Source organism: Beduinella massiliensis (assembly GCF_900199405.1).
Lineage (GTDB): Bacteria > Bacillota > Clostridia > Christensenellales > Aristaeellaceae > Beduinella > Beduinella massiliensis.
Genome location: NZ_LT963430.1, coordinates 1,770,263 through 1,791,826, shown reverse-complemented (window position 1 = coordinate 1,791,826; position 21,564 = coordinate 1,770,263). Strand labels below are relative to the sequence as shown.

Annotated in this window: 19 protein-coding genes; 5 read left to right on the top strand and 14 right to left on the bottom strand. The window is 61.3% G+C overall.

Features of this window, described 5'->3' with window-relative positions:
• Window positions 1-60: 60 nt before the first annotated feature.
• On the bottom strand, window positions 61-639 hold the full coding sequence (locus C1725_RS08770; RefSeq protein ID WP_102411244.1) for a thymidine kinase: 579 nt from the start codon (window positions 637-639) through the stop codon (window positions 61-63).
• A gap of 37 nt (window positions 640-676) precedes the next feature.
• On the bottom strand, window positions 677-1,591 hold the full coding sequence (locus tag C1725_RS08765) for an AEC family transporter (protein WP_102411243.1): 915 nt from the start codon (window positions 1,589-1,591) through the stop codon (window positions 677-679).
• A 122-nt stretch (window positions 1,592-1,713) separates the two neighbouring features.
• Here C1725_RS08765 and C1725_RS19300 point away from each other — a divergent pair, with 122 nt between their 5' ends.
• The 3 genes from C1725_RS19300 (at window position 1,714) to C1725_RS08755 (ending at window position 3,001) form a co-directional block, all read left to right on the top strand.
• Entirely contained in the window at window positions 1,714-1,890 is a 177-nt protein-coding gene (locus C1725_RS19300) for a hypothetical protein (protein WP_346026498.1), read from the top strand.
• Entirely contained in the window at window positions 1,887-2,378 is a 492-nt protein-coding gene (locus C1725_RS08760; RefSeq protein ID WP_346026497.1) for a TspO/MBR family protein, read from the top strand. Before C1725_RS19300 ends, C1725_RS08760 begins: the two co-directional genes overlap by 4 nt.
• An 89-nt stretch (window positions 2,379-2,467) precedes the next feature.
• Window positions 2,468-3,001 carry an ECF transporter S component gene (locus tag C1725_RS08755; protein ID WP_102411241.1) on the top strand — a complete coding sequence of 178 codons (534 nt, stop codon included), beginning with the start codon at window positions 2,468-2,470 and terminating at the stop codon, window positions 2,999-3,001.
• Window positions 3,002-3,061: 60 nt separating this feature from the next.
• Here C1725_RS08755 and C1725_RS08750 read toward each other — a convergent pair whose 3' ends face one another.
• The 11 genes from C1725_RS08750 to C1725_RS08700 all read right to left on the bottom strand — a co-directional run bounded on the left by C1725_RS08750 (window position 3,062) and on the right by C1725_RS08700 (window position 16,966).
• Entirely contained in the window at window positions 3,062-6,715 is a 3,654-nt protein-coding gene (locus C1725_RS08750; protein ID WP_346026496.1) for a PAS domain-containing protein, read from the bottom strand.
• Window positions 6,716-6,854: 139 nt separating this feature from the next.
• Entirely contained in the window at window positions 6,855-7,550 is a 696-nt protein-coding gene (locus C1725_RS08745) for a response regulator (protein ID WP_102411239.1), read from the bottom strand.
• Window positions 7,534-8,943 carry a sensor histidine kinase gene (locus C1725_RS08740; RefSeq protein WP_346026495.1) on the bottom strand — a complete coding sequence of 470 codons (1,410 nt, stop codon included), beginning with the start codon at window positions 8,941-8,943 and terminating at the stop codon, window positions 7,534-7,536. Before C1725_RS08740 ends, C1725_RS08745 begins: the two co-directional genes overlap by 17 nt.
• A 38-nt stretch (window positions 8,944-8,981) precedes the next feature.
• Window positions 8,982-9,629 carry an NAD-binding protein gene (locus C1725_RS08735; RefSeq protein ID WP_102411237.1) on the bottom strand — a complete coding sequence of 216 codons (648 nt, stop codon included), beginning with the start codon at window positions 9,627-9,629 and terminating at the stop codon, window positions 8,982-8,984.
• A gap of 14 nt (window positions 9,630-9,643) precedes the next feature.
• Window positions 9,644-10,984, bottom strand: coding sequence for a TrkH family potassium uptake protein (locus C1725_RS08730; protein WP_102411236.1), 1,341 nt, complete (start codon window positions 10,982-10,984; stop codon window positions 9,644-9,646).
• Complete coding sequence (locus C1725_RS08725; RefSeq protein ID WP_346026494.1) at window positions 10,969-11,421, bottom strand: NAD-binding protein; 453 nt, start codon at window positions 11,419-11,421, stop codon at window positions 10,969-10,971. The genes C1725_RS08730 and C1725_RS08725 overlap by 16 nt, the downstream gene beginning before the upstream one ends.
• Before the next feature lie 363 nt (window positions 11,422-11,784).
• A complete protein-coding gene (locus tag C1725_RS08720) occupies window positions 11,785-12,573 on the bottom strand; it encodes an APH(3') family aminoglycoside O-phosphotransferase (protein ID WP_346026493.1) in 789 nt (262 codons plus the stop codon).
• On the bottom strand, window positions 12,560-14,275 hold the full coding sequence (locus C1725_RS08715; protein WP_102411234.1) for a PIG-L family deacetylase: 1,716 nt from the start codon (window positions 14,273-14,275) through the stop codon (window positions 12,560-12,562). Before C1725_RS08715 ends, C1725_RS08720 begins: the two co-directional genes overlap by 14 nt.
• A complete protein-coding gene (locus C1725_RS08710) occupies window positions 14,275-15,258 on the bottom strand; it encodes a Gfo/Idh/MocA family oxidoreductase (protein ID WP_102411233.1) in 984 nt (327 codons plus the stop codon). Before C1725_RS08710 ends, C1725_RS08715 begins: the two co-directional genes overlap by 1 nt.
• Window positions 15,259-15,335: 77 nt before the next feature.
• Window positions 15,336-15,737: an Hpt domain-containing protein gene (locus tag C1725_RS08705; RefSeq protein WP_346026492.1), complete on the bottom strand. Its 402-nt coding sequence runs from the start codon at window positions 15,735-15,737 to the stop codon at window positions 15,336-15,338.
• 245 nt (window positions 15,738-15,982) lie between these two features.
• Window positions 15,983-16,966, bottom strand: coding sequence for a nucleoid-associated protein (locus tag C1725_RS08700; RefSeq protein WP_102411231.1), 984 nt, complete (start codon window positions 16,964-16,966; stop codon window positions 15,983-15,985).
• Between the two features lie 183 nt (window positions 16,967-17,149).
• Between C1725_RS08700 and C1725_RS08695 the strand changes: the two genes are divergently transcribed.
• Window positions 17,150-18,298 (top strand): aldo/keto reductase, encoded by a 1,149-nt coding sequence (locus tag C1725_RS08695; RefSeq protein WP_102411230.1) that lies wholly within the window; start codon window positions 17,150-17,152, stop codon window positions 18,296-18,298.
• Between the two features lie 65 nt (window positions 18,299-18,363).
• Here the strand turns inward: C1725_RS08695 and C1725_RS08690 are convergent, their stop codons facing one another.
• Entirely contained in the window at window positions 18,364-20,394 is a 2,031-nt protein-coding gene (locus tag C1725_RS08690) for an FAD-dependent oxidoreductase (RefSeq protein WP_346026491.1), read from the bottom strand.
• A gap of 223 nt (window positions 20,395-20,617) precedes the next feature.
• Here C1725_RS08690 and C1725_RS08685 point away from each other — a divergent pair, with 223 nt between their 5' ends.
• Window positions 20,618-21,466: a MerR family transcriptional regulator gene (locus tag C1725_RS08685; protein ID WP_102411229.1), complete on the top strand. Its 849-nt coding sequence runs from the start codon at window positions 20,618-20,620 to the stop codon at window positions 21,464-21,466.
• The last annotated feature ends 98 nt before the right edge of the window (window positions 21,467-21,564 follow it).

Sequence of the window (21,564 nt, the reverse complement as noted above, 5' to 3'; positions counted from 1 at the left end):
CCTTCCATCCACACAAAAAAGCCGGGAAATCTTGTGATTCCCCGGCTTTTTGCCCGTTTTTCAGTCTTCCATATGCAGCTCTTTGAACGGTCCCAGCTGTCCCTTTGCCCAATGCCTGCGGCACAGGCTGACATATTGACTGCTGCCGCCCAGCAAAATCTGGTCGCCCTCCTTGACGACGCGCCCATCCTGTACGCGCGCGTTGAACGTCGCCTTGTGGCCGCACCAGCAGATGGTCTTCACCTCCTCGATCGTGTCAGCCCAGGCCATCAGCCACAGGCTGCCCTCGAACAGGTTGCCCTGAAAGTCCGCGCGCAGGCCGTAGGCGATCACCGGCACGCCAAGCTCGTCCACGATGAAAACCAGCCGTTCCACCTGCGCCTTGGTGAGGAACTGCGCTTCGTCCACGATCACGCAGTGATATGCCTTGACGTCGATCTGATCCAGGTCCTCCACGAACGCACACTGTGCCTCCAGACCGCAGCGCGAGCGCACGACGATATCCCCATCCCGGTTGTCCAGCCTCGGCTTGAGCATCAGCACGCGCTGACCGCGCTCCACGTAGTTGTAGCGAACCATGATCGCGTTCGCCGTCTTGCTCGAGCCCATCGCGCCGTACCGAAAATACAGTTTTGCCATGCCTTACAACCCCTCATTTTTTGTGGTTTTCTCCCCGTCAACCGCCAAAGGCGATCAGCAGGCCCGTCATGATGAGCAGGCTGATCGGAATCGAGACGGAGTTGGTCATCCCCGCAAGCGCCGCGTCGCCCCCCAACTTGTCCGTATACACAGGCGCGATCGTCGATACGGGCGAAAAGAGCGCCAGCACTACCGCCTGACGAATCATCAAATCAAAGGGCAGCAGGAAGTAGCAAGCGAGCGACAGCACGATCGCAAGTCCGTAGCGCAGCAGCAGCGTGCGCACGGCGCGCAGAAGCTGCGGCATATTTTCGGGAAATTCGAGCATCATGCCGATCATGAACATCGCAAGAAAGCCGTTGGCCGCGCCGATCGTTTCCGACAGCCGGGCGACGGGCGTAGGAATGCGAATTTGAAAGACCATCATCAAAAAGACGACGAAATACGTGTCGAACAGAACGGACGAAAAAAGCTTCTTCACAATCGTCTTGACCACGGGTTCGCTGCGCTCCCCGATCGCCGCAGAGGTAATCGCGTAGGTTCCGCCCGCGACCATCACCGCGTTCCCCGTGTCGAACATGCAGGTCGCAACGACTCCGGCCGCGCCCAAAAATCCCTGGGCGAAGGGAAGCGTCGCGCAGCCGATGTTGTAGCCAGGAACGTTCATCATGTAAAAGATGCGCTCTGTGCGATCCATGCGGCGCGAGAAGACGAACGCCGTCAAAAATGCCAGAAGATTGGCCGCGATGCCCAGCGGTACGATGACGAACAGGGACGGATCGCGCGCCGCCGTCACGAATGCCGCGACGACCGCGCCGGGCAGCGTCACGTTCATCACGATTTTAGAGACGATCCGAAAGTCCGTCTTGCCGAACATCCCAAGCCTTTTAAGGACATAACCAAGCGCGACGATGATCAAAAACACCGCCGCACGGAGCACGATATCCGCCATGGCATGAAAACTCCCATCGTGAAAATGTCGCCTTTCATTATACCAGCCCATCCGCATTCTGTCACGCAAATCGACGGATATTGCGCGTGTTTTTGGCGCATCCTCATAGACGAGGTGATCGCATGAGTTTTTACCGCAATTTGGATCAGCTTCTTTCGGAATGTCCCGAGGCCCGCGGGTTCTATTCGGGCCTTTCCGCGGCCATGCAGCGCCGCATTCGCCAGCACGCGCAGGAGATTCAATCGCTCTGCGCCCTTCAAAGCTTTGCGGACGGCGCTCCGAAGGGAGGAAGAGAATGAAGACGATACGACTTCCCGGCAATCGCGTCATCGCCCTGCCCACGCTCTATGGCGCGCTCGCGGTATGCCTGGGCACCGGACTTATCGCAACGCTGCTGGCGCTGGGCCACTTCGGCGTCTATCGTACCCTTGCCCTCCCGCCGCTCGCCCCGCCCGCTCCGCTCTTCGGCGTCGTCTGGACGGTTCTCTACGCGCTGATGGCCGTTTCGCTCTCGATCGTCTACGAAAGCCGCTCGCCCATCCGCCGCGCCGCGCTCGCTGTGACCGGCCTGCAGCTGCTCTTCAACGCCGCGTGGGTGTTCTTTTTCTTCCGCATGCGTTCCTATGGTCTCGCCTTTTGGGAACTGTGCATCCTGCTCTTCCTGGTGCTCGCGATGCTGGAATGCTTCCTGCGCGTGGATTCGTTCGCCGCGCTTTTACAGGTTCCTTATCTGCTGTGGACGGCTTTCGCGTGCTACCTGAACCTGGGCGTCCTTCTCCTGAATTAAACGTAAACTTGATTTTTGAATTCAGTTGACATATTCGTTTGTCAAATGTATACTATTAAAAGATAGAAAGTTTACAAAAGGAGCCGCCTATGCACAGCACAAAAGTTCGTAAGCTCACCCTTGCCGCCCTGTTTGCCGCGCTGACCGCCGTCTGTTCGCAGATTCAAATTCCCCTGCCGATGATACCGCTCAACCTTGCACTCTTCTCCGTACACCTGTGCGGCGTGCTGCTGGGCGCGAAATACGGCGCGGTCAGCATGGCGGTCTACGCATTGCTCGGTCTTATCGGCGTGCCCGTCTTCACCGGCATGGGCGCAGGGCCCGCCGTACTCTTCGGAAAGACAGGCGGCTACATCGTGGGCTACGTCCTGGCGGCGGCCGTCGGCGGTCTGTGGCGCGAACGATTCGGCTATTCCTTCTGGCGGCTTTGCGCGGGCATGGCGCTGGGCACGATTGCCTGCTACGCGCTGGGCACGCTCTGGTTCATGTTCATCGCCCACCTCGATCTGATCACGAGCCTGAGTTATTGCGTCTTCCCCTTCCTGCCGGGCGACGCGATCAAGATCGCGCTGGCGGCGGGCCTTGCCCTGCGCCTCGCAAAAACGCCTATGCTGCGCGGATAACAAGAGACCGGACGCCGTTCCTTGCGATCGGCGTCCGGTCCTTTTTATCTTTCCTGCCGTTTAGATTACCTCCCTGAGCACCGCGAACAGCTGGTCCATCTCGATCGGCTTGGCGATGTGCGCGTTCATCCCCGCCTCCTTGGCGCGCTGAACGTCCGCTGTAAAGGCGTCCGCCGTCATCGCCACGATCGGAATCGACGAAGCGTCCGGCCGCCGTTGGGCGCGAATCGCCCGAGCAGCCTCGTAACCGTTCATCACAGGCATTTGAATGTCCATCAAAATGAGATCATAATAGCCCGGTGCGCGCGAAGCAAAGGCCTTTACCGCCTCTTCCCCGTCGTTCGCCGTCTCTACCGTCGCCCCTGCCATTTTTAAAAACTCGGTGGCGATCTCCATGTTCAGTTCGTTGTCCTCGACGACCAGCACGCGCTTTCCGTCGAGCCGCGATTCCTGCGCGCCGTCGGGCGCGGCGCCTTTCGCCGCCTCCCCGCCTTTTGTTTTCTCCGTTTGTGCGGCGATTCGCAGCCCCAACGAAACGGTGAAGCGGGTTCCTTCGCCCCAATGGCTTTGTACGCCAATTTCGCCGCCCATCATGTGCACGATGTTCTGCGTAATGGTGAGCCCCAGTCCCGTCCCGGCAATCCGGCTGATGCGCGAATCGTCCGCACGGCTGAACGGCTCGAAGATATGCGCGACATACTCTTCGGACATGCCGATGCCGTTGTCCTCCACGGTGAAAACGTATCGCCCGATCGAAGGCACCTTGGCGGGGATTTCCTCCAGTGCCAGGGCGATCTTTCCTCCCTCCGGCGTGTACTTTACGGCGTTGGACAGGAGGTTTGCAAGCACCTGCTCCAGCCTGACGGCATCGCCGGTTACGTCCTCGTGCACGACGCCGCGTATCTCTACGTTCAGCGCCTGCCGCTTGTCTGCGGCGACGGGCCGAATCATGGTCAGGGCATCCTGCACGAGACGCCGAAGGTTAAAGTCCTTCAAGTCCAGCTCCGCCCGCCCGCTCTCGATCTTGCTCATATCCAGCACTTCGTTGATGAGCCCGAGCAAATGCCTGCTGGAAATCGCGATCTTGTCCAGGCAGTCGCGAACGCGCTCCTGATCGCCCAGGTACGATCCCGCCAGCGCCGTCATGCCGACGATGGCGTTCATCGGCGTGCGGATGTCGTGCGACATGCGCGAGAGGAAGTCGCTCTTCGCTGCGTTCGCGCTTTCCGCGCGCCTCAAAGCGTCCTCGAGCAGGCGCTTGGTCTCAAGCTCCTTTCGGATGTTCTCGTCCACGTTGCGGATGGCGACCGTCAGATGGCGGGGCACGCCGTCCTCTTCCTCGCTCAGGACGATGCGCGCCTGCATCCAGGCGTAGGTGCCGTCCGCCTGCAGCTTGCGGTAAAGCGCGCTGCCCTCGCCCGCCGATGTGCCGAAACGCTGCCTGCACTCCTCCAGGCCGAAAAACGCTTCCATCTCTTTCCGCTCTTCGGGATGCACAAAATGGGCGACGTACTGGCGGATCAGCTCGCTGTAGCAGCCCTGACGGCCCGCGTTGAGGCAGCGAACGACAGCGCCGTCGGAGCGAAGGATTTCGTAGCGATCCCGATTCATGTTGACGTAGTACAAGGCGTAGTACTCGCGGCCCAGCGCCTGGATGATGTCGCTTTGACGCCGGTGCTCGGACGCGTCCATGAGCGTCAGAATCGCGATATCGCTGCCCGCGCCAAGCCCGTTCAGGTATACCGTACTGGTGATCCAGCCGTATTCTTTTCCGCGTTCCCGGCGGTACTCGCCCGTGAAGGAACGGACGCCCTGCGCCTTCTTCTCCCGCAGATTTTGAAGCGAGTGCTCCCGGCAATAGTCCATCCGTTCCTCCGAATGGTAGAGCGCCGCGACTTCCTCCACCCTGTAAGGGGTTTCCGCCGTGGCGGTTACGACCCGCTCCCCTCCTTCCGGCATGCGGATCGCGCGGATGGTTCCCTTCGCCAGATCGATGCGGTAGACGCCAAAGAACAGTTCGTTGAGCGAAGAGAGGATGTCCGCGTTGAGACGTGAAAGCTCAGATCGCTCCGTTTCCACGTCCTTCTGACGGGTGATGTCCTCCACCAGCCCTACCGTTACCGTCGGCTTGCCCGTCCCGTCGTATTCGACGGTCGAAAGCGTCACCCGCACCCAGCGATTTGAGGCCTGAATCCGAAACTCCGCGCTCGCCGTGCGCTCGCCCTCGTGAATGCGCGCATACATGCCGTCGTAATCGGCCCTGCCCTCTCCCAGAGTCATGTCCTGCGCAAAGCTTGCGGGCATCTGCTCATAGACGGCCCGGCAGCGATAATGTCTGCGGGTTCTCTCCGGAATTTCCGCGCGCCGCTGCTGCGGGAAGTAGGTAAAGTCGCAGATATCGGTTCCCGACAGCGCGAGACGCAGCAGCTCGTCGCTGGCGCGATTGCGGCGCAGCAGCTCGATGTTCTCGATTTCCGCGCGCTTGCGCTGGTCTACGTCCATAAATACGCTCTGCATGACGATTTCGTCGTCCACGTCGCGCATCAGCTCCGCCGTGCCGATGATCCAGCACGAGGTTCCGTCCTGCCTGAGGAGCCTGTATTCGTAGGCCTGTTTGTCCCCGACTTTTTGAATCGAGGCGATTTCGTCCATTATGCGCGCACGATCCCGGATGTCGATCAGGTTTTGGAGGATCCAGCGATCCTTCTGCCAAAAGGCCTCCGGCGTGTAGCCGAAGATGCGGATCGCCTCTTGATTGGCGTTTTTAAACGTGACGCCGCCGTCTTCCGCGAGCTTGTACTGCACGATGCCGCACACCGCCGACTGAAACAGCGAGCTGTACAACGCCCGCTGGCGCTCTATCTCGCGGATATACCGCTCCTTTTCCTGTTCGCCGGTCACGTCCCGATAGATGCCCACCGCGCGCACCGGCTTATCCACGCCGTTGGGCACGGCGATCAGCGTCAGTTCATACGCCCTTGATCCGCCCTCCGCGTCCCGCAGGCGGACGATTCCCTGCGCCTTGTCCGCGCCCGCGAGCATCTGCTCGTGCAATCGGATGTACTCCCCGGCGGAATCCGCGCACACGACGCCCCGGCGTACCGCCGCGTAGGGGATATCCTCCTCGCGGGAGGCCACGCCAAAACGCCTGGCGATTTCCTCCGTCGTATAGATAGCGCGGGTCGTCAGGTCGTACTGAAAGATGATGTTGCCCGCGTAAACCGCCGCGATGCGGAACTGCTCCTCGCGCATCCTGAGCTCCTGCTCCGCCCGCATGGCGCGGGTGATGTCGCGGATGGTGCTGACGCACACCGCTTCCCCCGCGTCCGTCGTGACCTTGCGCCCGATGTCATTGACCCAGATATAGCTGCCGTCCTTCTTGCGCATGCGGTACTGGACCTCGTACTCGTCGCCCCGCGAAAACGCTTCGGCGACGGCCTCGTCGATCCGCGGACGATCCTCCGGGTGCATGCAGTTGATGACCATTCCGCCGATGTCCTCGACGAATTCCTCGTAAGTGAAGCCCAAATGCTTGAGCATGTAGTCGTTAACGCAAAAAAGCGGAAATCCCTCCTGCAGGTATCCGCCCATGATGCCGCCTGGAATGTTCCGATTGAGCAGTTCGAGAAGATTTACCTCGATGTCCGCCGCGTCTTTCGTGCCTCTATTTGGGGCGAACTTCAGGGAGTATCCGCTCTCCATCCGTCTTTTCACCGCTCCATCCGTCCTTTCCGCCAGGCCGGCGTCCCCGCAGTCTTCCTCCGCGTGTTTTATCCATTTTAACACGAGCGCTCCATAAAAAGCAACGTCCGGGCAACATTTAAGCGGCCCCTCATCGGAATGACCGCCCCGTTTATTCAGCCGCGAAGCGATATCCGACGCCCACCTCCGTCAGGATAAAGCGTGGGTTCGCCGTGTCGTTTTCAATCTTTCGCCGCAGGCTCGCCATGAAGACGCGCACGCTCTTCGTATCTCCGCTCTCTTCATAGCCCCAGATCTGGCGGACGATGTAGCCGTGGGTAAGCACCTTGCCCCGATTGGCGATGAGCAGCAACAGCAGCTTATATTCGATCGGGGTCAGGTGCACTTCGCAGCCGTCCACCAACACGAGACGGCGCTCGTAATCGACCGTCAGCGCATCGCACTGAAAGCGGACTTCCCCCTCCTGAGGCTGCCCCTTGTCCATCTTCCGCTCCACGACGCGAATGCGCGCCATGAGCTCGCCCATGAAAAAGGGCTTGGTGATGTAATCGTCCGCGCCCGCGTCGAGCGCGGCGACTTTTTCGCGCTCCTGTCCCCGGGCCGAAACCACCAGCACCGGGGTGCCGCCGCCCCGGCGTATCTCGCTCAGAACCTCCAGACCATCCCTGTCAGGCAGCCCCAAATCCAGCAGCACGATGTGCGGATGATGGGACGCGAACAGGAAGAGGCCCTCGCTCGCGGATTCCGCCACGAATACCTCATAGCCCTCCTTGCGCAGGGAGACGGCGGTAAAGCCGGAGATGTACCGGTCGTCCTCGACGATGAGAATTTTAAAGCCCGCCTGCATAAGCATCCTCCATCGGCAGCGTAAAGATAAATTTTGATCCCTTGGGCCTGTTTTCCTCCATGCGGATTTCGCCCCCGTGCGCTTCCACCACGGCCCTGCAGATCGCAAGCCCGAGCCCCATGCCGCGCTTGCTGTCGGAGCGCCCGTGGTCCGACGTGACGAAGCCCTCGAAGAGGGAATCCCGCACGCTCTCGTCGATGCCGTCGCCCGTATCGGCCACGCAGAACTCGATCACGCCGTCCTTTTTGACGGCCGACAGCTCGATTTCGCTGTCCGAGGGCGTATGCTTGACTGCGTTGTCCAATAGGTTTACGAGCACCTGTACGATCAGCTTGCCGTCCATCGGCGCCATCAGCACGTCGTCCGGCAATGTGGCCTTAAACCGGCGCGTGCGCAGCAGGCGGTTCATGTGCGAAACGGCCTCGCCCACCACGTCGTCCACCACCTCGTCCTCCAGGTGCAGCTCGAGCCGGGATTCATTGATGCGCGTCATGTTGAGGATGTTTTCCACGAGGTTGGAAAGCCAGACCATTTCCTCGCTGATGTCGCCCGCGAGCTGCTTCTTCTCCTGATCGCTGAGCCGCTCGTAGTCGTCCGCGAGCAGTGTGCTCGCGCCGGACAGCGCCGTGAGCGGACTTCGCAGGTCGTGCGCGACGGAGCGCAGCAGCGTGCTGCGCAGGCGTTCCCGCTCCATGGCCACGCGGATGTTTTCGCGTTCGTGGTAGACGTATTCCCGGTCGAGCGCGATGCCCATCTGCGTGGCGACCGTCTTGATGACGAGCTCGTCCTGATCGCTCAGCGGCTCGTCCGTCTCAAGGACGTGCACCCTGCCCAGAATGCCCATCGCGCTGGGGATGCTGTACGCCCGTGAAGGACGTTCCTCCCGCTGCGCATTCTCCGCGCCCTCCAGCGTCACGCGGCAGCCGCGTCCGGCGTACTCCCGAATGTAGACGATGCCCTGCTGCAAAATATTCTTTTCGCCCGTGCAATTCAGAAAGCCCGTGGCGATCTGATAGAGCAGCTGGGTCGTCCGCTCGCTTTGGCCGGACGCCTCCATGAGCGTGCGCATTCTGGACATTACGCTGCCGGATACGATTGCCGTAACCTCGAAAAACACGAGCAGCACCACGTCGCTGGGGCTATGAATCAAAAACGTATACTTCGGTTCGGTAAACAGAAAGTTGAACAGCAGCACGCTGACGAGCGAGGAGACGACGCCGTAGCTGTAGCCGTGCGTGAGCACGGTCGTAAAGAGCACGCCCAGCAGGAACACCATGATGACGCATTCTTTTCCGATGCCCGCCGCGTTGATGAGCAGGGAAAACGCCGTCGCCCCTGCCAGCAGCACGAGCGTCGTGCCCGCGCGCGCGAGGAACGGATCTGCCTTTTTCACCCGGCTCACCTCCTCTTGCATTATACTACGCAGCGGGTTTACTTGTACATCAGGCGTGTGATATCCTTTTTGCCTCCGGCCACCAGCAGATGCTCCGCCGCCTCAAATCTGTGCTCCGCACTCACGAGCGGAATGACATGCTCCTCCACCTTGATGCCGATGATGTTCACGTTGTAGCGGGAGCGCACCTTCAAATCGCGCACGCTTTGTCCTACCCAGCTTTCAGGTACGCGCAGCTCCGAGATGGCGTACTCCGGCGTCACCTCGATGTAATCGAAAGCGTTTCGCATGCTGTACTTCATCGCCGCACGCTGCGCCATGTCGCGCTCCGGATGGACGACCGCGTCCGCGCCGATCTTGAGCAGGAACTTGGCGTGCATCTCGCGGTCCGTCTTGGAGACCACCCACTTCGCGCCCGCCTCCTTGAGCAGGGAGGTGATCTCCAGCGAGGACTGAAAGTTTTCGCTGATGCACACGAAGCAGACGTCAAAGTTGCGCACGCCCAGCGAAGCGATGACTTCCTCGTCCATGCAGTCGCCGATGTGCGCCGCCGTCGTCACGGGCGCCAGACGGCTGACGGCTGCCTCATCCCTGTCCACCACCATGACCTCGTTGCCCAGCTCCGCAAGCTTGGTAGCCAAATGACGCCCAAAGCGGCCCAATCCGATCACGAGCATCGAACGCATCCGTCATTTCCTCCTTATCCTACGATCACCTTGCCCACGGTGTTGCGCAGCCGGGGCGAACGCCTTTTTTCCGCGATCGCCATCGCGACCGAGAGGCTGCCGACCCGGCCGCTGTACATGAGCAGAATCAGCGTCAGGCGCGACAGGGGCGTCAGCAGGCGTGTCGCCCCCTTGGACAGCCCGACCGTGCCGATAGCGGAAAACGTCTCGAACATCGCGTCCATCAGGGAAAAGCCCGGCTGCTCGCGCAGGAGCACAAAGCACCCGAAAAAGGCGAGCATCAGGTAGAGCATTGCCCCGCAGTAGGCGCGCTTTACGAGCCCGTCCTCTACCCTGCGCCGGAAAAGGTTGATATCGTCCCGTCCGCGGGCGTAGGAAAGCGTCGAGAGCAGCATGACGACGGCGGTGGTCACCTTGATTCCGCCGCCTGTCGATCCCGTGCCCGCGCCGATGAGCATCAGCAGGACGGTCAGCGCCGAGCCCGCTTCCGTAAGTTCGGAAAGGTTGGCGGTATTAAATCCCGCCGTCCTGGGGGTGACCGCCTGAAAGAGCGCCATCAGTGCCTGCCGTCCCCGGCTCACGCCTGAAAACGCGCCGTTTCGCTCAATCGCCCAGAAGGCGAAAAATGCGAAGAGGATGAGTCCGGCGGTAGCGCAGAGCATGATCTTCGTGTGGAGCAGGTAGCATCTGAAGTGATGCCTATGCTCCGCCAGGTCGTCCCACACGAGAAAGCCGATACCGCCGATCACGATCAGCGAGAGGATGACGGCGTTCACCAGCACGTCCGCGGCAAAGGGCTCCAGCGAACAATAGGGACGAATGCACCCCATCAGGTCAAAGCCTGCATTGCAAAACGCGGAAACCGAATGGAAGAGCGCATACCAGATGCCCGTGCCGAGGCCGAACCGCGGGCAGAAGCGCAGCGCGAGCAGCAGCGCGCCCGTCAGCTCGAACGAAGCGGTGCCGATCAGGATACGACGAACGAAACGGACGATGCCGCCCAATCGAAAGGAGCTGACCGCCTCCATCAGGCAGGATCGCTCCCTGAGCCCGATGCGTTTGCCCAGAACGAGCGAGAAAAGCACCGCGATCGTCATGAAGCCCAGACCGCCGATCTGGATCAGGCACAGGACGACGAGCTGGCCGAAGAACGTGAACTGGGTGTAGGTATCGTAGACGACCAGCCCCGTCACGCAGGTGGCCGACGCGGACGTGAACAGCGCATCGATAAAGGGAATCGGCGCGCCGTCCCGGTTTGCAGCCGGCAGCATGAGCAGCAGCGCCCCCAACAGGATGATCAGCGCGAATCCGGCGGCCAACGTCTGAATGGGCGAAAACTTTACGTGAAATCGCAAGCCGTGCTTCCCCCTTGAATGATGGAAAGGAGTTCCCTCGAGGACAGCTCCCCCCTCACCACGTGCGATATGTGCGCTCTGCGAAAGAGGGCGATGTATGCCGGGTCGTTCAGCCGCGCGATGGTGACGCAGCCCGGGCACATCCTGCGCGCCTGCGTGCTGAGCAAAATGTTCTCCAAATCGTCCTCCGAGAGCGCGGCCACCACCTTAGGCGATAGGTCCGGCCGGATGTCGGGCGTCTCCAGAACTTCCCATGGGCTTTCTTCTACGCAAAGACACGCTTCCTGCGCACGCACGCCGCAGTAAAGCAGATATACGGACGTCCGGCACGGCGGCCGCATGCGCACATTCTCCGCGATGAAGGCGTCCACCTGCCCCATCACCCAATACCCCAGCAGCACGACCCCCGCCAGAGAAATCCATACGACAGCAAACATCTCCATCACCTGCCTGTATTTATCATAATCTACGGGGCGTTAACATGGTGTCCTTTTCCTGCCCGCCCGGCGCTAAGATTCTGTAAAGACAAAACCGGCCCCATTCGCTTCGGAATGAGACCGGTTCAGACGGTTGAAAATCCGTGTAGCTTTACTGAGCACGCACGACGAGGAAGATTTCTCTCCATACGAACCCGCATCGACCTGTTTTGCCGGTTGCGCCCTGCGTCCAGGCGCTTCGCGCCCGTGCCGGGCGGTGCGTTTGCCGCAGAAAAATCCACGGGAATTTCGGAAGAAGGCAGCTCCCAGGATTCCCGTGCAAAATGGGCCCCCTCTGCGCGAGGCCATCGGCCTTATCGATGGCTAAAACAGCTCGTCGAGCAGGATATAGTAATCGATCTTGGCGTCGTCGCGCGCGACGCTCAGCTCTTCAAACAGCTGATCCGTATAGCGGGCGGTGCCGAAGTTATACGCCATAGAACGCACGCACAGCGCGATGTCCTGAAACCGATCTGCGACGCCGCTTCGTCCCAGATCGATGAACCCCGCGACCGCGTCCGCCTTCAAAAAGACGTTGGGCAGGCAATAATCCCCATGGGAAAACACGAGATCCTCTGGCGGGCGGTTCTCGTCCAGATACCGGTACAGCGCCTGAAGGGAGCCAAATCTTTTGAGCGTCCCCGGCTCCGTATCCGCGGGGTCGACGAGGCCCGCTTCCAGCCGGGCCCTGGCGCGGAGCAGCTTTTCAGAAAGGCGCTGATCCGCCGGGCAATTCGCCGTTTCCACCTGCCAGAGCCGCTTTATCCCTTCTGCCAGCAGGTGAACGGTTCGTGCAGGTTCCATCAGCCTCGTCTCAAAGCAGGCCATTTCGCCTGCCACCCGTTCCAGCAGCAGGTAATTCACGCCGTCCTCGCAAAAGCTTTCGTAGACCCGCGGCACGGGCAATTTATCTTGTAAAAAGGCGTACATCGCACGCTCATTGTCGGACTCCGCGCCGCTGCGTTCGATTTTAAGCACCTTGTCCGGAAAGAGCAGCACGCGCGAATCGGAGCGCCCCGTTTCGTCTTCCTGATAAGGCGCATCCTGTAAGTAGGGCGCCAGCCGCCCAGGCAGCCGCATCCCGCCGCCGCAAACCGCATCAAAGGTTTTCAAAGAAGTCGTCCTTTCGCACATCCGGACCGACCGTGCTCATGCGAAGGCCATATGCACGGTTGTCGTAACGGTTGCCCGTCCCCATGCTGTAATAGCCCTGCTGGGAAACGTGCTTGTCGTAGCCAATGGTCGCCATCTCGATAGCCGAACGTCCCCCCTGCGAGGCGAGCGGCTTCGTCCAGTCCATGACGACCTCGCCCTCCTTCAAAAGGTGAATGTACAGCTTTTTCACCTGGTACGCGCCGTATTGCCGTGCGGAATCCGGGTAAGCTTCCGGATCGGCCGCCAGCTCGACGGCGCGGGAGACGAGGCTTTGCGTGTACTTGTGCTGGTTGTGGCCGTATTCGCCTTTGACGTCGTGCGTTACGACCACCTCCGGACGATAGCGGCGCAGAACTTCCACCGTCTTTTGAAGCGCCTGTTCGCCGTCCCAAAGCTCCTGCGCGATCTGAAACGTCTTCGCCCGCTTGTCCGTAAGCCCCAGAAAGAGGGGATGTTTTTTCAGCCCGCTCGCCCACAGTCCCGCGAGCGCCTCCTCATAGCGCGTGCGCCCGCAATCCGCCATGTAGACGACGGCAACCTCCTTGCCCGCATCCGCATAAAAGGGAATCGTGCCGCCAAAAAAGATCAGTTCGTCGTCCTGATGCGCGGAAAAAACCATCAGATCCACCTTTTCCGCGAGCGGCTGCCAGCGCTGCACCACGCTGGGGACGCGGCCCTTTTCATAGACGCGAAGCTTTGAAACGGGCGTTCCGTCTCCGCTTCGCAGGGTCACCTCCCGCGTGCGTTCGTCCAGGTCGAACCACTCGTTGACGTAGCGCCCATCCGCGCTCAATTCTTCGAGCACGTTCCCTTCCGCGTCCCGGCAGGTGAGGCGTGCGCCGCCGGTTGGAGCCATCCATTCAACCGAAATGCCGCCAGCCGTCACGCCTTCCGGCAGCCGTACGGTGACCACATCCGTTTCGTCCAGGGGCGTCCAGACCGTGCGCGGCCGGTCGTCCAGCAGCGCCTCCACATTCCCCTGCGCCGTCTCCACCTCGCACCATGCGGTGATGTGCGTAGGCTCCGCCGCCTGGCCCAGCACGGTAAAAGGGGCTTCGGCCACGGCCTCGCGCCCGCCTGCGTGCCGCGCGTAGATCGTCAGCGTCTTTTCGCCGGGCGTCAGCTCGCTGAAGGGGATGTACAGCGAAGCGAGGTCGACCTTCTGCACGCCCTGTCCGGCGTCATAGCGCAAGCGGACGATGCGTTCCACGTAGAGGAGCCGTTCGTCGTATACCTCCGCCTCCACCTCGAGGATCGGGCCGTCTGCCAGAATGGTTCCGCCGAGCCTTACGCCCGCCTTTCCGCGGATCATGGCCGGGGCCTTAAAATCCTGCACACAAACCCTGCGCGCCTCTTTTGCTGGGATCGTTTCCGCTGCTTCTGGCTTCTCCTCGCGCTTTTCAATCTGGCTGCTCTTGATGTACGTGACGCCGCGTCTGCTTTCGATCAGCGCCCAGCCGTCCGCTTCCTCAAGCACCCGTACGTCCGTCCCGCCGGGCATGGTGGCGACGCAGTCGTATTCCTCCCCCGGGCCGTTGCGAAGCCGCACCCAGTCGTTTCCGCGCACCTGCGCAAAGGTCGTTCCATCCGCAAAAGTTGCCGCCGGAAGCGCGAGCAGCAGACACAAAAGGCCTGCCGCCCTCCTTATCGATCTTTGCATCAGCCCTGCACCTCAAAGGGAAAACGCAGCCCACCCTGGCGGCGCACCTCGTCCATGATCCGCATGACAGCGACCGACTGCCCGGGCGTCATGATCTCGCTGTGCGTGCGCCCCGCGCGCAGGCATTCCTGCGCTTCGCGCATCTGATATTCATACCCGTTCACGTCAAAGGGCAGTTCAAACGTCTCCGGCTCCCGCCCGTCCACGAGCAGCGTAAAGCGCTGCGGGTTTTTGAAATCCGGAATCTCGATGCGGCCTTTCGTGCCGTATACCCCGCCGAATACCGGCACATTTGCGCCGATGGCGCTGGTGAGTTGGGCTATCGCGCCGTCATAGCGCAGCGTTACGGCGTCGTAAGCGTCCGTCCCGACGCGATTCAGGAGGAGCGAAGCGCCGATTTCCTCCGGCTCATAGCCGAGGATCATCGCCGCAAAGCCGATGCAGTACACGCCGATATCCAGCAGCGCGCCCCCCGCGAGCGCCGGATCAAACTTGCGCGCCTCACGCGCGGTCGTGTAGCCGTACTGCGCTGTCACCAGGCGGATATCGCCGATCACGCCGGAGGCCACACGGCGCTCGACCTCGCGATAGATCGGCAGGAACTTCGTCCAAAAAGCCTCGACGACGAGCAGGTTCTGCCCGCGCGCGCAATCGTAAACGGCCTGCGCCTGCGCCGCGCTCACCGTAAAGCTCTTTTCGCACAGCACGTGCTTGCCGTTTCTGAGCAGGAGCATCATGTCCTCGTAATGCCGGCTATGCGGCGTGGCGACGTACACGATGTCCACGTCCGGGTCCTCTGCCAGCGCCTCATAGCTGCCGTACGCCTTGGGAATGCCGTACGCCGCGGCAAACGCCTCCGCGTCCTTCCGTGTTCTGGAGGCAACCGCCTCCACGACGACCTCGCCGCCCAGCTTTTGCGCGACCTCGGCAAAGTTTTTGGCGATCATGCCCGTAGATAAAATTCCCCAACGAATCGGCCGCATGGTTTCCCTCTCCTTCTTCCCCCCGCGCGGGGTTGTCCGTCCATTTCGTGTAAGGACGCAAAAAATGTAAACCGCCTTTATTCTCTCCGGCGCTCCGCCAGCTTCTCGATTGCTTGGGCCAGCGCCTGATACGCTTCCTCCAGCGCAGACCAGTCCGACGCGAGCGAATCGTGCCGCCCAGTGCGGCAATCCGCCACCAGCTGCGCGCTCGCCTCATAAACGCGCGAGAAGCCCAGCATTCCCGCAAGCCCCTTGAGCGAATGCGCCTCCTCTTCGATGCGCTTCACCTCGCCCTGACAGATCGCTTCTCTCAGCAACGCGTAAGTCTGGCTTTCCGCATTAAAGCGGAACACGTACTTCTCCCATAGACCGAGCGCATCCCCGAAGCGCTGCCGGACCGCGGCGCTGTCGACAATTTCCCGCGGCAAAAGGTCGATCATCTCCATGCCAAACTCTCTTTCTCTTTTGATTTTCGGCACACAGCATCCCTCTCGCATGAGCCGAACCTAATATAGCAAAATTTCCCGCCGATTTCAACAGAATTTCCTGGTTTTGGAGCAAAACGCCGGCCGTCAAGCCGCACAAAACATAGGAACATCCCCATTGAATCGCTTTATTCGGCCTTTCCAAACCGGCACACCCTTCCGACGCAGCGCTAAGGGACGCGCGTCGCGCAGGCACGCCTGCGTCAGCGCATTTTTTCCGCCTGCCTTTTCCGGCGTCTTTACATCGTCCTGAGGCTCTGGATGTTCAAAAGCTCGATCGAGATCGAGCCGTCCGGATGGTTGACGACGCGGAAGCTCTGCTGATCTTCGGCGATTTTGCGGCTCATCGTGATCGTGATGCCGTTGTCCGTCGAGAGCTTTACGCGCTCAAAGGCATTTTTCAGGCGGTTTGACTCGATCTCGATCACAGGCTCTACGCCGCTTTGATAGATCTGTTCGTGGAACCTTTCGCAGCGCTCGCCGTCGTCCGCGTAGACCTGATCCGCGATAAAGCGCACGTCCACCGTGCCCGACTGTTCAATCGAATCAGCGATCGCCTTATGCACCGCCTCCTGCCGCTTGGGCGCGGCCTCCTCGCCCGCCACCTCGCAGGCGATTTCCTTGATGGCCTCGATCGCCTCCACCTGTGAAAGCGCCCGTCTGCACCCGAAGAGCACCTCCTCGAACAGCTTCTGCTTGCCGGATGCCGTCTCCACCAGCGCGTCCTTGACCCTGAGCTTCATCGTCCCGCAATCCATGATCGCGCCAGCGAAGAACTTGCTCGCGGCGCCCGGCAGCACATAGCGGTTTTTCACCAGGCTGCACGCGAGCCCCGCGTCCCCGCTGGAGACCGCGTGCACCTGCGCGCTCCTGTACGGCAGGTAACAGACGCATACGGCGAGTTCCTGCGCGTCCTCAAATAGGAACACCAGCATGTCGAAGCCCTGCAGCAGCATTTCCGCCCGGCGCGCCCGCTCGATCAGGCGCGTCATCAGGCTGGTTACGTTCGCGTGCGTGTAATCGCGAACGAGCATCGCCGCAGGTTCCACGACGTCGCTTTCCTCCTCCAGCTCCGTCTGCTTGCTCAGCTCCGAGGTCTCGATCTTCCGATATAACGAAAGGCAGTATTCCGCCACGTTTTCCGTCATCTCGATCGGCGCGCCCGGCATGATCGGCGACAGGGGGCTGTCGTCGAAGACGAAGAGCTGTGCGCTCCTGATCATTCCCACTCGTCATTCCTCTTTTCCTTCGTCGATTCAACCTATTATAATATACGACCGCCGTCCGGGTCAATCGGAGCACGCGCAGCAAATTGGGCTGAATTTGGCTGAACCCCTTGACTTTGAGCGTACTCCAGGTGCTATGCTATAGGCACGGCAAATCAACCGGATGCAAAGGAGAACGAAATGAACTACCGAAATTTGGGCGCAACCGGCCTGCGCGTCAGCGAGATCGGCCTGGGCTGCGAGGGCATGATGGAAGAGGGCTGCTCGATGACGAAGAAGCTGCTCGACGCGGCGCAGGCGGCGGGCGTCAACTACTTCGATCTGTACAGCTCCAACCCGGACCTGCATGAAGCGCTGGGCGAGGCGCTTTTGGGCAGACGGGACAGTTTTATCGTACAGGCGCACCTCTGCTCCGTCTGGCAGGACGGCCAATACAAGCGCACGCGGAACCTGCCCGAGGTGAAAGCCGCCTTCGAGGGGCTTCTGAAGCGTCTGCGCACGGATTTTATCGACGTGGGCATGATCCACTACGTCGATTCGATGGACGACTGGCGCATCGTCGCGGACGGGCCCGTGATGGAATACGCAAAGTCGCTCAAAGACGCCGGGCGCATCGGACACATCGGGCTCAGCAGTCATAACCCGGCGGTCGCGCTCGAAGCGGTGAAGAGCGGGCTGATCGAAGTGCTCATGTTCAGCGTCAACCCCTGCTATGACCTGCTGCCCGCCAGCGAGGACATCGACGTCCTGTTTGACAAGGATAGCTACGCAGGGGACCTCATCAATATCGACCCGCAGCGCGAGGAGCTTTACGCGGCCTGCCAGCGCCTGGGCGTCGGCATCACGGTGATGAAGCCCTTCGGCGGCGGCGACCTTCTGAGCGACAAGCTCTCCCCCGCCGGCAAGTCGCTCACGGTCAGCCAGTGCATCCATTACGCCCTGACCCGCCCGGGGGTGAGCACTGTGCTCGCAGGCGCGCACAGCGTAGAGCAGCTTCTGGACAGTCTTCACTACGAGGACGCCTCTGAGGCGGAACGCGATTATGCCGCCGCGCTCGCCGCCATGCCCAGGGTCAGCTGGCAGGGGCACTGCATGTACTGCGGCCACTGTGCGCCCTGCCCCGAAGGGATCGACATCGCCATGGTCACGAAGTTCCTGAATCTCTGCCGTGCGCAGGGCGAAATACCGGAGACGGTGCGCGAGCACTACGCGGCCCTGGCGCGCCATGCGGGCAACTGCATCGCCTGCGGCATCTGCGAGCGCCGCTGCCCCTTCGGCGTAAACGTGCGCGAAAACATGCAGGAGGCGAAGCGCCTTTTCGGGCGCTAAAGCTGCAAAAAAAAGCCCCTTCCCGGTTTTTCGGGAGGGGCTCCTTGCTTTTACGCGCTGGCGCTTCAGGCGCCGGCGGCGCAGTTCTTGCCTGCGACGTAGCCGTAGTAGACGCATAGCGAATGGCTGATGCCGCGGAAGCAGATCGGGTATTCGACCGCGTAACGGCTGCCCTGCACATTGCCGGTGACGTACAGGCCCGGAATCCGGTCGCGCGTCGGGTCGTCCGCGGTGCCGGTAAAGGTATGGCAGTTCTCGTCGGATTCGAGGCCGCCCACACAGACCAGCATGATGGTCGGGTTCAGCGTGCAGGCATAGAAGGGGCCGTTCTCGATCGGGAACAGACGCTGCGCGTCCTTTCCGAAGTCCGCGTCGTAGCCTTCTTTGCACAGCTCGTTGTAGCGTTCGATGCTCTCTTTTGCCGTCTTGAGGGATTCGCCCTCAAAGCCGAGCTGCGCGAGCAGATCGTCCAGCGTATCCGCCTTCACGGTGTAGGCGTTCTCCTTGGCGGAAACCTTGGTGTACTGGCGATCGGTGAAGTTGGGGTTGGACTCGTCTTCGTCCTCCGGGATGATGTAGCACAGGCCGCCGTGGTTGGCGGGCATGTACGGAATCTGATCCGGCCAGCTGGAGTCGTAGATCTGGAACGTCGTCTGATCCGGCTGCAGCTCGATCTGATTTTCGAGCTGCTGGCCCGGGATGGACTCGTTCATGAAGCGCTTGCCGTGCTTGTTGAGCTGCAAAAACGGCGTGACGCCCATGCCGCCGCCCATGTGATGGGTCATCGGCGCGTGGAAGTCCTGCACCTTCGCGCCGATCCAGGCGCCCATGCGCAGGCCGTCGCCGGTCGGGCAGGGATTGCCCTCGACGTCCACGCCCATCATACCCATCTTGCCCATGCTCTGGATGTTCTTTTCCACGATTTCCGGGCAGAAATGGCGGATGATCTTCTCGTCCCCGCCGTTGTCGCCCGTAGCGAGGATGACGCCCTTTTTCGCGTTGAACCGCAGGTATTTGTTGCCGTTCTGCGCGTCGCGCACGATGATGCCCGTCACGCGGCCATCGGCGTCCCGCAGCAGCTTCGTCCCAAAGCATCCGAAGAACGTCTTCGCGCCCTTCTCGACCGCCGCGTTCAGGTTCGCTTCCACTACGAAGCCCTGCTGGTCCGGGCGGCTTGAGCGGAACTCCATCGATGACGGGAAGGTCGGAAATTCCTCCTTCCGGTAGTCGTAATGCTCCGGCTGCGGCCAGGCCAGCGGCACCAGAATTCCCTTGTCGAACTGCTCAGGCGTCACTTCCTGACGGGTGGTGTCGCAGACCGTCAGGTCAGGGTAAGCGTCGATGAACCAGTCGATGGCCTCGTGCGCGTGGTCGGCCCACTTCTTGAGGATGGAGCGCTTGTTGCGGTAGGTGCACTCGCGCATCAGGCGGTTGACCACCACGTCCGTATCCACGATGTTCTCCCGGCCCCAGCGCTTGTTGAGCGTGCCGTTCAGCACGGCATACTCGCCGGAGCGGCAGTTAAAGGAAGCGGACTTTTCGATCACCGCCACCGACGCGCCTTCCTCTGCGGCCGCGCGCGCCGCACACACGCCGGAAAGGCCCGCGCCGACGACGACCACGTCATAATCGTACACTGCGTCCACCGCGGGCGTCTCCGGCTCCTCGCCCAGCCATTCGTCCGAATTGTCCTCTTCCTTTACGCTGCCCGCGTCCACCGTCTCGCCCTTCGCCTGGGCGATGCAGGCCTCCGCCGCCTTGAGCACGGCGTTGCTGGTGACCGTCGCGCCGGAAACCGCGTCCACCTGCGCGCCCTGCGCGGAAAGAATCTGCCCGGCGAACTTTTCGCCCAGCTCCGCGCCGATGCCCGCCGTCTCCGCGGCGGTATCGACCGTGACGGCGGTGATGCTGTTTGCGTCGAACGTCATGCTCACCTTGACCTCGCCGATGCCGGTCGCGGTCGCGGAGTAGGTGCCGGGGGCGTATACGCCCTTTTCCTCCGCCAGCACGGGAATGCCCACGCCGGTCGCAGCGATGCCGAGCGCGCCCGCCATCGCGCCCTTGAGGAATGTGCGTCTATCGAATTCCTTGCCCATGTTCGGTTCCTCCTAGCCTGTTATCTCCCGCGCAGAGGCCCTTTTGCTTCCGCGCGAATGTGCATTCATTGTATATGCGTCACCCCGTGACGTGTCAAGGCGGCGGGAGACGCGCCCTAAAGCGCGCATAACCTTGAAAAAAAGCGGGAATCTATGCTATACTTCGCAGTATCAATGTGTCCGCAAATTGAAAAAGTCGTCACAGGGTGACGAGGGTGGGAGCGTGCGTGCGGTGAGAATCAAGGCTTCGGAAATGCAGCAGATGTTCAACCTGTCCGCCAACGGGATTAAGCTGTACGAAAAGCACGGCATTTTGCGCCCGCGCCGCGCCGCTGACGGGAATTACCGGCTGTATGGCCAGCACGAGATGCAGGCGATGGGCTGCAGCCTGCAATACCGCCATTACGGCTTTTCCATTCAGCAGACGGCCAGGCTGCTCACCCAATCGAGCGAGCAGGAACAGATCGGTGCTCTGCAGGCCCGCGCCGCGCAGATCGACGATGAAATCGACCGGCTGTACAAGATTCGCAAGAGCCTGTGCCTGCACGCGCAGCGCGCGGCCCACGCGCTGGAACTGCTCAGCGACTGCGCGGTGGAGGAAAAGCCCGCGATGTACTTTCTCGGCTCTCAGCGTGGCAAGAGCTTTTCCAGCAAAGCCGCCCCCTCGATGATCGGCGGATGGATCGAGCGCTACGCGCCGCACCTGTCCGCGGCCATTCTGCTGGACGGCCCGTACTTCGTCGATCCGTCCTTTGCGCGGGAACCCCTGTCCGGCGTCGCGGTAGACGCGGAGATGGCGATCAGCCTCGGCCTTCAACAGTCGGAGTTCGTCACCTATCTGCCCCCCAAGCAGTGCGTGGTCACGGCCTTTCGCACCCGCTCCATCCCCTTCGACTTTTCGGAGGCGCGGGCGCGCATCTTCTCCTATGCCCGCGCGCATCAGCTCAGCATGCACGGCGGCGGGCTGTGCCGCCTTGCGCTGAGCGCGCGCGACGGGGACGGCATGACGGATCTGATGCTCCTGTGGGCGGTCATCCAGCACGACGAAAGGCAATTCGGCGAAATGCGCTGAAGCCCTCAGGCCATCGGCGAAGCAGGGGGCTCCGGGCAACCCGGGCGTTCCGTTGTCCCAAGATCGCGGACGCCATCCCCTCCCTGCACGTTTCAACG